Source organism: Ralstonia mannitolilytica, assembly GCF_000954135.1.
Taxonomy (GTDB): domain Bacteria; phylum Pseudomonadota; class Gammaproteobacteria; order Burkholderiales; family Burkholderiaceae; genus Ralstonia; species Ralstonia mannitolilytica.
Genome location: NZ_CP010799.1, coordinates 1,759,807 through 1,773,676, shown reverse-complemented (window position 1 = coordinate 1,773,676; position 13,870 = coordinate 1,759,807). Strand labels below are relative to the sequence as shown.

At 65.7% G+C, this 13,870-nt stretch carries 16 protein-coding genes; 9 read left to right on the top strand and 7 right to left on the bottom strand.

Annotated features, from left to right (window positions below; translation table 11 throughout):
* Positions 1–37 precede the first annotated feature (37 nt).
* Positions 38–874 (top strand): tryptophan 2,3-dioxygenase, encoded by an 837-nt coding sequence (gene kynA / locus TK49_RS08470; RefSeq protein WP_045786279.1) that lies wholly within the window; start codon positions 38–40, stop codon positions 872–874.
* 278 nt (positions 875–1,152) lie between these two features.
* Here the strand turns inward: kynA and TK49_RS08465 are convergent, their stop codons facing one another.
* The gene (locus TK49_RS08465) at positions 1,153–1,980 is read right to left on the bottom strand and encodes an IclR family transcriptional regulator (RefSeq protein WP_045786278.1); all 828 of its coding nucleotides are present in this window, start codon (positions 1,978–1,980) and stop codon (positions 1,153–1,155) included.
* Between the two features lie 104 nt (positions 1,981–2,084).
* On the opposite strand from TK49_RS08465, the gene TK49_RS08460 reads away from it, so the two are divergent.
* Positions 2,085–3,278: an acyl-CoA dehydrogenase gene (locus TK49_RS08460; protein ID WP_045786277.1), complete on the top strand. Its 1,194-nt coding sequence runs from the start codon at positions 2,085–2,087 to the stop codon at positions 3,276–3,278.
* A gap of 417 nt (positions 3,279–3,695) precedes the next feature.
* The gene (locus TK49_RS08455; RefSeq protein WP_045786276.1) at positions 3,696–5,087 is read left to right on the top strand and encodes an NCS2 family permease; all 1,392 of its coding nucleotides are present in this window, start codon (positions 3,696–3,698) and stop codon (positions 5,085–5,087) included.
* 153 nt (positions 5,088–5,240) lie between these two features.
* Here TK49_RS08455 and TK49_RS08450 read toward each other — a convergent pair whose 3' ends face one another.
* Positions 5,241–5,879: a peroxiredoxin gene (locus TK49_RS08450; protein WP_045787810.1), complete on the bottom strand. Its 639-nt coding sequence runs from the start codon at positions 5,877–5,879 to the stop codon at positions 5,241–5,243.
* A 279-nt stretch (positions 5,880–6,158) separates the two neighbouring features.
* On the opposite strand from TK49_RS08450, the gene TK49_RS08445 reads away from it, so the two are divergent.
* The 3 genes from TK49_RS08445 to TK49_RS08435 all read left to right on the top strand — a co-directional run bounded on the left by TK49_RS08445 (position 6,159) and on the right by TK49_RS08435 (position 7,542).
* Positions 6,159–6,485 carry an ElaB/YgaM/YqjD family protein gene (locus TK49_RS08445; protein ID WP_180964289.1) on the top strand — a complete coding sequence of 109 codons (327 nt, stop codon included), beginning with the start codon at positions 6,159–6,161 and terminating at the stop codon, positions 6,483–6,485.
* 137 nt (positions 6,486–6,622) lie between these two features.
* Positions 6,623–7,000 (top strand): phage holin family protein, encoded by a 378-nt coding sequence (locus tag TK49_RS08440; protein WP_045786275.1) that lies wholly within the window; start codon positions 6,623–6,625, stop codon positions 6,998–7,000.
* The gene (locus tag TK49_RS08435) at positions 6,997–7,542 is read left to right on the top strand and encodes a DUF3318 domain-containing protein (protein ID WP_045786274.1); all 546 of its coding nucleotides are present in this window, start codon (positions 6,997–6,999) and stop codon (positions 7,540–7,542) included. The genes TK49_RS08440 and TK49_RS08435 overlap by 4 nt, the downstream gene beginning before the upstream one ends.
* Before the next feature lie 67 nt (positions 7,543–7,609).
* Here TK49_RS08435 and TK49_RS08430 read toward each other — a convergent pair whose 3' ends face one another.
* Positions 7,610–7,987, bottom strand: a complete 378-nt coding sequence (locus TK49_RS08430) for a hypothetical protein (protein ID WP_045786273.1) — start codon at positions 7,985–7,987, stop codon at positions 7,610–7,612.
* A gap of 312 nt (positions 7,988–8,299) precedes the next feature.
* Here TK49_RS08430 and TK49_RS08425 point away from each other — a divergent pair, with 312 nt between their 5' ends.
* The 3 genes from TK49_RS08425 to TK49_RS08415 are packed head-to-tail and all read left to right on the top strand — an operon-like array spanning position 8,300 to position 10,243.
* The gene (locus TK49_RS08425; protein WP_045787809.1) at positions 8,300–8,974 is read left to right on the top strand and encodes an ABC transporter ATP-binding protein; all 675 of its coding nucleotides are present in this window, start codon (positions 8,300–8,302) and stop codon (positions 8,972–8,974) included.
* Entirely contained in the window at positions 8,971–9,780 is an 810-nt protein-coding gene (locus TK49_RS08420) for an ABC transporter permease (protein ID WP_045786272.1), read from the top strand. Before TK49_RS08425 ends, TK49_RS08420 begins: the two co-directional genes overlap by 4 nt.
* Before the next feature lies 1 nt (position 9,781).
* A complete protein-coding gene (locus TK49_RS08415; protein WP_045786271.1) occupies positions 9,782–10,243 on the top strand; it encodes an NUDIX domain-containing protein in 462 nt (153 codons plus the stop codon).
* Here the strand turns inward: TK49_RS08415 and TK49_RS08410 are convergent.
* The 4 genes from TK49_RS08410 to TK49_RS08395 form a co-directional block, all read right to left on the bottom strand.
* On the bottom strand, positions 10,240–11,145 hold the full coding sequence (locus TK49_RS08410; RefSeq protein ID WP_045786270.1) for a TauD/TfdA dioxygenase family protein: 906 nt from the start codon (positions 11,143–11,145) through the stop codon (positions 10,240–10,242). The genes TK49_RS08415 and TK49_RS08410 overlap by 4 nt on opposite strands.
* Before the next feature lie 116 nt (positions 11,146–11,261).
* Positions 11,262–11,753, bottom strand: a complete 492-nt coding sequence (locus tag TK49_RS08405) for a nucleoside 2-deoxyribosyltransferase (protein ID WP_045786269.1) — start codon at positions 11,751–11,753, stop codon at positions 11,262–11,264.
* A gap of 12 nt (positions 11,754–11,765) precedes the next feature.
* Complete coding sequence (locus TK49_RS08400; RefSeq protein WP_045787808.1) at positions 11,766–12,812, bottom strand: LacI family DNA-binding transcriptional regulator; 1,047 nt, start codon at positions 12,810–12,812, stop codon at positions 11,766–11,768.
* Positions 12,813–12,891: 79 nt separating this feature from the next.
* Entirely contained in the window at positions 12,892–13,866 is a 975-nt protein-coding gene (locus tag TK49_RS08395; protein ID WP_045786268.1) for an NAD(P)-dependent oxidoreductase, read from the bottom strand.
* Between the last annotated feature and the right edge of the window lie 4 nt (positions 13,867–13,870).

The following is a 13,870-nucleotide window of genomic DNA, read 5'->3' as shown; positions in this document are numbered from 1 at the left end:
GACAACGCCGAACCGACCCGCAGCATCGGGCTGCCCCATGCACGGTGGCCAGGCCGACAGCTGGCATGACGCGCAGATGGATTTCTCGCAGTCGATGAGCTATGGCGACTACCTGGCGCTTGACCAGATCCTGAACGCGCAGCACCCGCGCTCGCCCGATCACAACGAAATGCTGTTCATCGTGCAGCATCAGACCACCGAGCTGTGGATGAAGCTGATGCTGCATGAGCTGCGCGCAGCGCGGGATTGCGTGCGCAACGACGACCTGCCGCCCGCTTTCAAGATGCTGGCGCGCGTGTCGCGCATCATGGACCAACTGGTGCAGGCGTGGAACGTGCTTGCCACGATGACGCCGCCCGAGTACTCGGCCATGCGTCCGCACCTGGGGCAGTCGTCCGGCTTCCAGTCGTATCAGTACCGCGAGATCGAATTCATTCTCGGCAACAAGAATGCGGCAATGCTCAGGCCGCATGCGCACCGGCCGGAGCATTACGCGCAGGTGAAGGCCGCGCTGGAGACGCCGTCGCTGTACGACGAAGCCGTGCGCTACATGGCGCGCCACGGGTTCAGCTTCGATGCGGATTGCGTGGAGCGGGACTGGTCGCGGCCGGTCACCTACAACGCTTCGGTGGAGGCGGCCTGGCTGGAGGTCTATCGTGACCCGACGCACCACTGGGAGCTGTATGAGCTGGCGGAGAAGTTTGTCGACCTCGAGGATGCGTTCCGGCAGTGGCGGTTCCGGCATGTGACAACGGTCGAGCGGGTGATCGGCTTCAAGCGTGGGACCGGTGGTACGGAAGGCGTCGGTTATCTGCGGAAGATGCTCGATGTGGTGTTGTTTCCGGAGCTTTGGAAGTTGCGCACTGACTTGTGACTTTTGCTATTGGTCGATCTCTGGTTTCCTCCCCTGCCGGGGCTGACTCACCTTCCCTGTCTTGCAAAAGAAAGTAAGCAAAGAAAGGCGCGCCCGAGATGGCGAAGGATTCCTTGGACTTATGCCGCAGAGAGGGGAACGGAAAAACACGCTGCGCCCAGACAGCTTCCCTTCCCTCTCTGCAACAGAAACTCAAGGCGCCATCTACGGCATCCACGGCCAAACCCGTCTGGACGCCAGCGCTGGTGGCAAACAGTTTCCGGGGGTCTCTGAGCGGCCTACGCGGCGGGCTCGACCACTTGCCCTAGCCTTGCCGCGAACTCGCGTAGCGCGGGGGCCAGTTCGTCGCGGATGCGCTCTGCATCGGCAGACGTGTATGGCGCGCTGCAACTCACGACATACGGCTCGCGCTGGCTGGGCGCGAAGAACGCGACTGCGCATGCGTGGATGGCGGGATGCCAGTCGCGCAGCGATACGGCGTAGCCGTTGCGTACGCCGGCTTTGACTGCATCGTCTGCGGCGGCACCTTCTGCCGCCCATTGCGCGGGCTGCTGCGTGCGCAACGCTTCGTACAAGCGCTCACGCCGCGCGGCGGGCAACGAAGCCAGATACGCCCGTCCCATCGAACTCGACAGCAGCGACAGCCGTGAACCCACGCCCAAGCCTGCCGAACCGCTCATCGATGGGCTGTCGTGGCGGATGGTTTCCAGATAGACCATGTCCAGCCGGTCGCGCTTGCCGAGCGAAATCGACACGCCGTGCTTGTGCGCAAATGCGCTCATGTGCGGACGCGCGAGTTGAATCACGTCGCTGGACGCAAGATAGGCAAAGCCCAGCGCGAGGACGCCGGCGTCCAGCCCGTACTTGCCGAGCGTCTCGTCATAGCGAAGATAGCCGAGCGAGACGAGCGTGCCCGCCAACCGGCTTACCGTGGCCTTCGGAAAACCCGTGCGGCGCACGAACTCCTGGTTGCCGAGCAGCGTGTCGCCAGGGCGGAAAGCCCGCAGCAGTTCCAGCCCGCGGGCGAGTGCGGTGACAAAGTTCGGATCGGCTTCGCGCCTGGTCTCGAATTCGGAATCAGGGTCGGGGAGGCGCGTCGTGCTCATTCGGAGAAAGGCCTGGAAATCGTCTTCGGTTGCGCTATCATAGCCCTGAATTTCGAAACTGTGTTCCGCATATCGGAACAACACATGACTCGGAGACTACCGCCGTGACTGCTCGCAACGCCTTCAACTGGGCCGATCCGCTGCTGCTCGACCAACAACTGACCGACGACGAGCGCATGGTGCGCGATGCCGCTGCGTCGTACTGCCAGGACAAGCTGGTGCCGCGCGTGCTGGAGTCGTTCCGGCATGAGAAGACCGATGCGTCGATCTTCCGCGAGATGGGCGAGCTCGGGTTGCTGGGCCCGACGATTCCCGAGCAGTACGGCGGCCCGGGGCTGAACTACGTCAGCTACGGCCTGATCGCGCGCGAGGTGGAACGCGTGGATTCCGGCTACCGCTCGATGATGAGCGTGCAATCGTCGCTGGTGATGGTGCCGATCTTCGAATTCGGCAGCGAAGCGCAGAAGCAGAAGTACCTGCCCAAGCTGGCCAAGGGCGAGTGGATCGGCTGCTTCGGGCTCACTGAGCCGAACCACGGCTCCGACCCGGCGTCGATGGTGACGCGCGCAAGGAAGGTCGACGGCGGCTATTCGCTGTCGGGCGCCAAGATGTGGATCACCAACTCGCCCATCGCCGACGTGTTCGTCGTGTGGGCCAAGCTGCCGAACGACAATGGTGAAGACGAAATCCGCGGCTTCATACTGGAGAAGGGCTGGAAGGGTCTGAGCGCCCCCGCCATCCACGGCAAGGTCGGCCTGCGCACGTCCATCACGGGCGAGATCGTGCTCGACGAAGTGTTCGTGCCGGAAGAGAACCTGATGCCGGGCGCGCGCGGCCTGAAGGGTCCGTTCACGTGCCTGAACTCGGCGCGCTACGGCATTGCCTGGGGAGCGCTGGGCGCGGCGGAGTCGTGCTGGCACATCGCGCGCCAGTACGTGCTGGACCGCAAGCAGTTCGGCCGTCCGCTCGCGGCGAACCAACTCATCCAGAAGAAGCTCGCCGACATGCAGACCGAGATCACGCTCGGCCTGCAGGGCTGTCTGCGTCTGGGCCGCATGAAGGACGAAGGCACCGCGTCGGTGGAGATCACCTCGATCATGAAGCGCAATTCGTGCGGCAAGGCACTCGACATTGCCCGCATGGCGCGCGACATGCTCGGCGGCAACGGCATCTCGGACGAATTCGGCGTGATCCGCCACGTGGTCAACCTCGAGGTCGTGAACACCTACGAAGGCACGCACGACATCCACGCGCTGATCCTCGGCCGCGCCCAGACCGGCATCCAGGCATTCTTCTGATTTCACGCGCTTTGCATTTCTCGCGGGGTGATGCACACTTGTGCACCACCCGCCATACCGCCTTGGGGCATGTCTCGCCCGTCCTGGGCACCGTGGTTCTCCTCTCCCGCGATATACACATTCGCAAATGATCGGGATACGCGCGGCTACATGAAACCGCCGCTGGCACGCGTCTATGCTTCGCTCCAAGTGCCAGCGGATCGTTCGGCAGGCACGTCCCTCACACCGATAAAACGTGCGCGCGGTCCACACGCAGATCGCAGCGCGACGCGACTCAACCCATCGCGAGACAACGGTCTGGAGAATGTCCGCGCGCGCACGCAGGCACCCGGGTCGATATTCAAAACCAGAACAGGGCACCCTACGCAGGTTGACAGAGATCGACCCGCGCGGAGTCCTGCCAGGAGACAACCCACCATGGCTGAACAGTCCATTCCGTCGGTGACGGAACTCAACGCCGCCGGCTTGACTGACGCGACCAACGTCGCGCAGATCGATCGCTTTTTCCAGATTTCTGCACGCGGCAGCACCCAGAAGCGCGAGGTCGTGGCCGGCGTCACAACGTTCATGGCGATGGTGTATGCCGTCTTCGTCGTGCCGGGCATGCTCGGCAAAGCCGGCTTCGATACCAGCGCGGTGTTCGTTGCCGTGTGCCTGACCACCGCCTTCGGGTCGCTGCTGATGGGCCTGTGGGCCAGGCTGCCGATCGCCATCGGCTGCGCGATCTCGCTCACGGCGTTCATGGCATTCGGGCTCGTGCTGGGGCAGAAGCTCTCGCCGGAAGTGGCGCTGGGCGCGGTGTTCCTGATGGGCGTGGTCTTTACCGCCATCTCGGCCACCGGCGTGCGTTCGTGGATCCTGCGCAACCTGCCCTCGGGCGTGGCGCACGGCACGGGCATCGGCATCGGGCTGTTCCTGCTGCTGATCGCGTCGAACGACGTGGGGCTGGTGATCAAGAACGCCGGCCCGGGGCTGCCCGTCCAACTCGGCCACATCACCGCCTTCCCCGTGATGATGTCGGTGCTGGGCCTGGCCGCCATCTTCGGCATGGAGCGCCGCCGCGTGCCGGGCGGCATCCTGATCGTCATCATCGCCATCTCGGCGCTCGGCCTCGTCTTTGACCCGGCCGTCAAGTTCACGGGGGTGTTCGCCCTGCCCTCGCTGAGTGCGCCCGGCCATGCTTCGTTGATCGGCGCGATGGACATCCGCGGTGCGCTCTCCACGGCCGTGCTGCCGAGCGTGCTCGCCCTGGTGATGACCGCCGTGTTCGACGCCACGGGCACGATCCGCGCCGTGGCAGGCCAGGCGGGCCTGCTTAATGACAAGGGCCACATCGTCAACGGTGGGCGCGCCCTGACGGCCGATTCGGTCAGTTCGATCTTCTCGGCATTCTTCGGCGGTGCGCCGGCGGCGGCGTACATCGAATCGACGGTCGGTGTGGCTGCCGGCGGCAAGACCGGGCTGACGGCCGTGGTGGTCGGCGTGCTGTTCCTCGCGGTGATGTTCTTCTCGCCGCTGGCGGGTCTGGTGCCGTCGTATGCGACGGCGCCGGCGCTGATGTACGTCGGCCTGCTGATGCTCTCGAGCGTGAGCAAGCTGCACATGGACGACATGGTGGACGCGCTGGCGGGCCTGGTCTGCGCCGTGTTCATCGTGCTGACGTGCAACATCGTCACCGGCATCATGCTCGGCTTCTGCACGCTGGTGATCGGCCGCGTGGTGGCCGGCGAATGGCGCAAGCTGAACATCGGCACCGTCGGCATCGCCGTGGCACTGGCGGCGTTCTATGCCGGCGGCTGGGCGATCTGATCGCGCACAACGTCTCTTCACAAAGGCAAACCGGCCAGACCCGCGAGGGCTGGCCGGTTTTTGTTTTGCCAGGAAACCAGCTCGGGGCCGGCTCCCAACGCAAAAAACGCCCGGCACAAAGGCCGGGCGGCAATCACACTACCAAGGAGACGGTTACTTGTTAGGCTGCGGCGTCAGGCGCAGATACGGGCGCAACGCCTTGTAGCCCTTCGGAAATTTCTGCTTGATGACGTCTTCGTCCTTGAGCGATGGCACGATGACGACGTCGTCGCCTTCCTGCCAGTTGCCCGGCGTCGCCACGCTGTGATGGTCGGTCAGCTGCAGCGAGTCAATCACGCGCAGCACCTCGTTGAAGTTGCGTCCCGTCGATGCAGGATACGTGATGATCAGCCGCACCTTCTTGTTCGGGTCGATCACGAACAGCGAGCGCACCGTAAAGGTCTCGCTCGCGTTCGGGTGGATCATGTCGTACAGCTGCGAGACCTTGCGATCCGCATCGGCGATGATCGGGAAGTTGACGCTGGTGTTCTGCGTCTCGTTGATGTCGTTGATCCAGCCCTTGTGAGACTCCACAGAATCCACCGACAGCGCGATCACCCTGACATTGCGTTTGGCAAATTCGTCCTTGAGCTTGGCGGTCAGGCCGAGCTCCGTGGTGCACACCGGCGTGTAGTCGGCCGGATGTGAAAACAGCACGCCCCAGCTGTCGCCCAGCCACTCGTGAAACTTGATGCGGCCTTCGCTCGAATCCTGCTCGAAATCAGGGGCGATATCGCCCAAACGTAGAGACATCGTGTCCTCCATGCACACATTGGGAACCACTATAGCCAGATTGCCATCCAACCAAAACGACTATAAATTCACAACAACATCACTTTTTGTCATTAGGCGCGGCATTTGCTGGCGAAAAGGTGGAAGGCGCGCGCACATTGCCGGACAATCGCCAAAGGCTTGATCCACCGCAGTGTGCGCGAGTGGGGCGCTTGAAGTTTCGCGACACCCACACATATCCTAGCGAATATGCGCGTCGACATATTGCCGATCGACTCCCTCAATACCAAGGACCCGACCATGACGAACACTTCCCCCAACCTGGCCGATTCCGTCAATAAGGAGAAACTGATGACCGACGTGAAGACCGTACTGTCCGACGCCGAAGCGCTGCTCAAGCAAGCTGCCTCCACCAGCGGCGAAAAAGCCGCCGAGCTGCGCGAGCGCGGCATGGGCCTGCTGCGCCAGGCCAAGGAAAAGGCGCAAGACCTGCAGGATGCCGTGGTCACCAAGAGCAAGGCCGCCGCGCGCGCCACCGACGACTACGTCCATGACCACCCGTGGCAGGCGGTGGGGGTCGCTGCCGGCGTAGGCCTGCTGATCGGCCTGCTGCTCAATCGCAAGTAATCCGCTGCACCCTGTCTGGCCGATGGCGCGCCGCTGGATCGCGCCATCGGCCAGTCGCATTCTGGGGCTCCATCCCGGGCATGGGGCGTGCTGCGCTGGCAGCAGCACCATCCGCCCGCACTTCTCCCGACACCTTCATGACCGACGACACCAGTCCAAAGCTGCTTGCTTCCTTGAAGACACTGGCCGGCACGGTCGTTTCGATGCTGCAGACGCGGCTCGAACTGGCGAGCGTCGAACTGGCTGAAGAAAAAGAACGGCTGCTCGGCACGGCCTTTCTCGGCATGCTGGCCGTCAGCCTGATCGCGCTGTGCATCATGACGCTGACGGCGCTGGTCGTCATCCTGTGCTGGGATACCTACCGCTGGCAGTCGCTGGCCATCATGGCCGCGCTCTATGGGCTTGGCGCGGCGGCGTGCCTGTGGAAGGTGCGCGCGCTCCTGCACCACGCGCCCCCGCTGTTCGAGGCCACCTTGGCCGAACTCGACAAAGACCGGGAGATTCTGCGCCGATGACCGATCCGACCCAACCATCGCCGTCCACCGGCGCGGCCTCCCACCCGGAATCCGACTCAGCGCAAAACGCGCGGCACCACGTGCGCCCGTCCCGTCGCGGCGTCGAAGCCCGGCTGCCGCTGGCGGTGCGCAAGGAGTTGCTGCTCACGCGCGCCGCGCTGGAGCGTTACGACTACATGCATGCCCGCAACGACCTGCACCGCGCCACCCGCCGCACGTTCAGCCTGGGTGGCCTGGGCGCGCTGCTGCCGAGCCTGATTCGCCCGCTGGCCAGACCCAACAGCCTGATGCGCACGCTGGGCATTGCGCGGGAATACCCGCTGGTCGGCACGGTGCTGTCGCTCGCCTATGCAGGGCTGCGGCGCACCGTCATTGGGCGCGCCACCCGAAAACTCGGCAAGCTCGGCCTGGTCGCGGGTGCCGCGTGGTGGGGCTATCAGAAGTGGCGTGAATCGCACGGCGACGGAGGGCAGCACGCCGACGCGCCAGCCGCGGCATCCGGCGCGGACGCCGACGACATCATCCCCGGCAGCACGTCCTGAGGCTGGCGGACGCTCAAAAGAAAGGCCGGCTGATGCCGGCCTTTGTCGTAGGGAGGCTCGATGTCAGTCAGTGCAGCGGAATCGGGTGACGCAGGCGTTCCAGCCGACGCGCCATGCTTTGGCGCAGAGCCGAGAGGCGATGGACCTGCGTAACGGGTTCCCCGGCTGAAACCGTATCGGCCGCTGCCGGTTGCGCTGCCGCACCCGTGCCATGCGCCGGGCGTCTGCGGCCATGCCACATGAGCACACCGCTAGCCGTCCAGCCGATCACAAAGAGCGTATCTCCAACATGCTTGAGAGATTCGGCGGACGTGCCCGCGTGGAAGATGGCGGCGAGCATGTCCGGCGGCAGTTCAGCGCAAACCCACAAGAAAATTGCCGGAGCCGATGCAAACACTCCGGGCTGCCACCATGGGTGAGCCACTTGCATCTTGTCGGTCTCCATGGCGCCCTCCGTCGCTTCTTTTAGTGATGCTTCGATCCTATGCGCGCCCTGCGAAAATGGCGAGCCGCCGGCGGCTGAATGCGATGTCGGATTCGTCCGACAGCCCGCGGGGGCGAGACGGGTTGCCTCCGACCTTCGGACTAGGGATCGGTCCGCATCGGCTGTCAAGCGCTTGGCGGCGCGGTCGCCGCAGGGGGCGGGGCGCATACGCGATGTGGATTTCGGCGCAGGCTTGCCACACCCGCTCATATGCATAATGCATGAAAGCGGTGCATTGATGCCGTACCGTACGCAACACACTCGTCCTCCATGATGCTGGCCGCCACCCAACTCCAACGATGCGATACACGCACCGGTGCCACGCTCCTGCAGCCCGCCACGCTGGTCGTCCGCCCGGGCGACCGGATTGCCCTGACGGGGCCGTCGGGCGCAGGCAAGAGCGTCTTGCTGCGAGCGCTGGCACTGCTCGACCCGATCGACGGCGGGGCGGTGACATGGCACGGCCAGCCCATCCGCGCACAGGCCATCCCCGCGTACCGTTGCCACGTGGCGTATGTGCGCCAGCGCCCTGCCCTGCTGCCCGGTACGGTGGAGGACAACCTGCGCATGCCGTATCAACTGCACGTGCGGCGACACGGCAGCGGGTTCGATCGCGATGCCGCCATCGCCCTGCTGGCGCGGGCCGAGCGCGATGCCGGTTTCCTCGACAAATCCGCCAGCGAGCTTTCGGGCGGCGAGGCGCAGATCGCTGCGCTGGTCCGCACGCTGCAGACCGGGCCGACCGTCCTGCTGCTCGATGAACCGACCGCGGCACTGGACCCGGCTTCAGCGCGTGCGGTCGAAGCGCTTCTGCAGCATTGGTTTGCACGCGCGCCCGAACGGCACGCCTGGGTGTGGATCACGCACGACCCGGCGCAGGCGACACGGATCGGGCATCTGCACTGGCGTGTCGAGGCAGGCCGCCTGAACACGGAAGCGGCATCATGAACGACCAGTATCTCAGCCTTTCAGCGTGGCAGGTGGCGATTGCAGCCACGCTGATCCTCGTGAATGGCGGGCTCTCGGTGGCGCTCGGGCTGGGCCTCGAGCGGCGCCTGGCATGGGCCGCGGTGCGGACCGTGGTGCAGTTGCTGGCGGTCGGATTCGTGCTCGACTGGGTATTCGCTCATGCGCATTGGGCCGTGGTGCTCGGCATCGTGGCCGCCATGACGCTGATTGCGGGCCACGCGACGGGCGGCCGCGGCACGCGCGGGTATGCGGGGCTGCGGCTTGACGGCACGCTGTCGGTGCTCGGCAGCGCCTGGCTGATCGGCGCGATCGGGCTGCTGGCCGTGCTGCACGCGCAGCCGTGGTACGCGCCGCAGTACGCCATCCCGATCATGGGGATGATTCTCGGCAACACGTTGACCGGCGTGGGGCTTGCGCTGGAACGCGTGACGGGCGAGCTGATCGCCACCCGCGACCAGGTCGAAACGGTGCTTGCGCTGGGCGGCACGCGCTGGGAGGCGGCGCGCAACGCGGCACGCACCGCCGTACGCGCCGGGATGACGCCCATCATCAACCAGATGACGGTGGTGGGCGTGGTGAGCCTGCCCGGCATGATGACGGGCCAGGTGCTGGCAGGCCAATCGCCGCTCGAGGCCGTGCGCTACCAGATCGTCATCATGTTTCTGCTGGCGGCCGCCTCAGGGTTGGGGACCGTGGCGGCCGTGCTGCTGGCGTATCGCCGGCTGTTCAGCCGCCAGCATCAGTTGCTGACCAGCCGTATCACACAGCGTGGAGCGGCCCGATAGCATGCCGATTTCCTTGTCCTGCGGCCTGGTGCTGCTCAACGAAGACGCCGAAGTGCTGCTCGCCCACGCCACCGAAACGCGCCACTGGGACATCCCAAAGGGCGCGCCCGACCCCGGCGAGGCCCACCGCGACACCGCCTTGCGCGAGACACGCGAAGAAACCGGGCTGGTGCTCGATCGCTACACGCTCATCGAATTGGGCCGCTTCCCGTATCGGCGCGACAAGGAGCTTCACCTCTTCGCCACGCGCCTGCGCCGCGCCGACGTCGCGCTCGATTCGCTGACGTGCACCTCGATGTTCAACAGCTACCGCACCGGCAAGCTGATTCCCGAAATGGACGCCTACCGGTGGGCCAGCGCAGACGACGTCCCGCAATACGCGAGTCAGTCGCTGGCGAAGCTGTTTGCGCAGACGCTGACGCTGGCCAGCATCGATGCGCGTCTGCGCGAGGCGGGGCTTTAAACGGGGACGTCTCCCTCGATGGTCGTGCGATGCAGCGTGCGGCGATACGCGTCCGGGCAACCCGGCGCGAAATGGATCGTGGAGCGGTTGTCCCAGAACAGCATGTCGCCCGCGCGCCACTGGTGCGCGTAGACGTTGTCCGAGCGCACGCTGTGAGCAAAGAGCTGCTCCAGCACGCTGGTGCTTTCGTCTTCCGGCAAGCCGAGAATGTGCGAAGTGAAGCCTTCGTTGACGAAGAGCGCGCGCTTGCCGGTTTCCGGATGCGTGCGTACGACGGGGTGGTCGACCGGCGGCACGGCGTCGCGCTGTGCCTGCGTGAGCGGCGGTCGCCACGTCGACAGTGCACGCAGCCGCTCGTAGCGGTACACGTACGAATGCACCGCACGCCGGCCCTCGATCACGCGCTTGAGTTCGGCTGGCAGCGTTTCGTATGCGCGCACCATGTTGGCGAAGAGCGTGTCGCCGCCCTCCTGTGGCAGCTCGCGCATCAGCAACAGCGAACCCAGGCTCGGCAGCGGCTTGTACGAGAGATCGGAATGCCAGTCTCGCCCCGCATCGCCCAGGCCGATAGGCTTGCCGTTCTCCACCACGTTGGACACGACAAGGATCTCCGGATGCCCGGCCAGATGGAACTGGTTGAGCACGTGCACCTGCAGCGGGCCGAAGCGACGGCTGAACGAGACCTGCGCGTCGGGCGTGAGGTGCACGTCGCGAAACACCAGCAGCCCGTCATGGGCGAGCCACGCCTGCCTGATGGCCGCGATATCGGCGTCGGATAAACCGGCAACGTCGCCCAGGCCAAGGACTTCCGCACCCAGCGGCGCATCGGCCAGGCGGCGGATGTGAAAGCGGGCGGTGTGAACGGCGGGCGCCTCGGGCGCAACGGCAACAGCGGCGGACATGGTCAAAGCGCGAGAACAGGGGCGGCAATGGAGAGACCTCACATTACACCGCCCACGCGCCAGCCGCTCCAACGAAGAAAAGCGCAGATCGATACGCGCAAGGCGCACGAAGCCGGCTACGCGCCGATGTAATGCGCCCGCATGCGCGCAAGGCACGCCCGCGCGTCGCCGATGACCAGCCGACTGCTGCACGCGAGCATCAAATTGCGCGGCAGGCCGAAGTCTTCCACCGCCCAGCCCTCGGCATCGTAGCCGCCAGTGTGGGGCACCTGCTCGACCAGCGGGACCGAGGGGACGTGATAGCACCACACGTCCTTACCGCGCGCGATGGCGTAGCCGATCTCAAAACACGTACCGGAATCCGGCTCGTGGCCGCGGAAGTCAGCCACGTTGGCCATCACGGCGTCGGCTGAATCGAGCAGCGCAATGTTCTGGCGATAGATCTCGGCCGCCGTCGCGGGCCCGTCGTGTTGAGGAACAATGACGTTGTCGAGGGGGTACAGCCCCACGAAGCCGTACTCGGCACACATGGCCTTGAGCACTTCGCCATGCGCGGCAGGTTGCGGGCGAAAAACATCGGGACCGGCCAGGTAGAGACGCAGGGGCATCCGCAGGCTCCGTTACGCTGCCGTGGAGGCGCGTTCGACGAGTGTGCCCGGCAGGAGCACGACGCGCGCATCGCCGGCCAGGCCTTCAATGCGCTCGTGGACGAACTCGACCGCCTTGTAACCGATGTCGTACGTCGGCTGGCGGATCGTCGTGATGCCGATCAGTTCGGCCCACTCGGGATCGTCGATCGACACCAGCGCAGCGTGCGTCTGCCAATCCGCCCCGAAGCGCGTGCGCAAGTGCCGCGCCACGACAAGCGCCACGGGAGCGTTTGCGACGAACAGCGCCGGGCGCGTACCACCCCGCTGGCGGGTTGCGTCGATATGCGCATCGATCTGCGCCAGCGCGGTGTCGACGGAGGCCGCGTCGGTCGGGTCAAGCACGACGGGCGCCGCCACGGGCCGGCCATGAGCGGCCATCACCGCACGGAAAGCCGCTTCACGATCGCGGCGCGAACTGACGTGCGCATACGGCTGCACGACAAACTGGATCGCATCGAAGCCGCGGTCCACCAGGTGCTGCACGCCCTGCCGGACGGCGCGCTCGTTATCGAGACCGATCAGGTCGGCCTCGAAGCCGTCGACGGTCCGGTCGACCAGCACGGCGGGAATGTCGCGGCCCCGAAGCGGGCGCAACATCGGCTCGTCAGCGCCGAGCGCGTTGACGATCAGCCCTTCCACGCGGTACGTCGTGAGCAGCTGCACGAACCGGCGCTCCATCTCGAGCTCGTTCGCCGCGTGGCAGATCAGCGGCATGTAGCCGAGCGCGTGGCAGGCGGCTTCCACGCCCTGCAGGACTTCGATCGTGTACGGATTGGTCAGGTCGGCCACCAGCATGCCGAGCAGCCGGTTGCGCCCTCGTTTGAGGCCGCGCGCCATCTGGTTGGGCCGGTAGTTCAGGCGCTCGATGGCGGCTTCGATCCGTTGCCGCAGATCGGTGGAGAGAACGTGCGTTTCGCCGTTCAGGTAGCGCGACACGCTCGTCTTGCCGGTGCCCGCTTCGCGGGCTACATCGGTGATGGTCGCGGGGCGCGAGGAGGAGGAAGGAGAATCTGTCACGATGCACTTGAGCACTGGCGGCCGGCGCCTGATGCTGGCGCCAGCGTCTGGCGATCATAGCGTAATCGCCGCGCCACGCTTACGGGGTCTGTGCCGACGCCAGCACCTCAGGATTGACCACGTTCTCGCGCAGCGTGCCGGCCAGCGCCCGCACCAGGTTGTCGGCGGCACAGCGCGCCATGGCGTACCGCGTTTCCTGCGTGGCCGAGCCGATATGCGGCAGCGCCACCACGTTTTTCATGGCGAGCAAAGGAGAATCGGCCGGCAGCGGCTCGCGTTCGAAGACGTCGAGGCCCGCACCGCGAATCGTGCCGTTGCGCAGCGCGTCGATCAGCGCCGCCTCGTCGACCACCGGCCCGCGCGCCGCGTTGATGAGGATGGCGTTGCGCTTCATCTTCGCCAACTCCGCTGCGCCGATCATGTGATGCGTGTCGGGCAGGAGCGGCACCTGCAGGCAGACGAAATCGGCCTGCGCGAGCAGCGTGTCGAGCGTCACGTGCTGCGCGCCGTACTGCGCTTCGGCCTCGGCGTGCGGATGCCGGTTCGTGTACAGCACGCGCATCCGGAAACCCAGTGCCGCGCGCCGCGCCACCGCCGCGCCGATCCGGCCCAGGCCGACAATGCCGATGGTCTTGCCATGCACGTCCGTGCCATACAGATCGGGGCCGATGCTGCGCTGCCAATGGCCCGCCTTGACCCATTCGGCCAGTTCGACCACGCGCCGGGCGGACGCCAGCACCAGCGAAAACACCGTGTCCGCCGTCGACTCGGTCAGCACGTCGGGCGTATGGGCCAACACGATGCCGCGGCGTGTGAGGTCGGGCACGTCGAAATTGTCGTAACCGACCGAGATGGTCGACCACACTTTCAGCCGCGGCGCACCGTCGAGCATGGCCGGCGTGATCTTCAGGCTCGCGCCGATGGCGCCATCGGCGTGCGCCAGCGCTTCGGCCAGCGCGGCCGCACCGTCCACCTGCACGAGCTCGACATGCTCGCGCAGCCTCGCAGCCACATCGTCGGGCAGGAGCTTGTAGGCAACGACTAGAGGTTTCATCGAT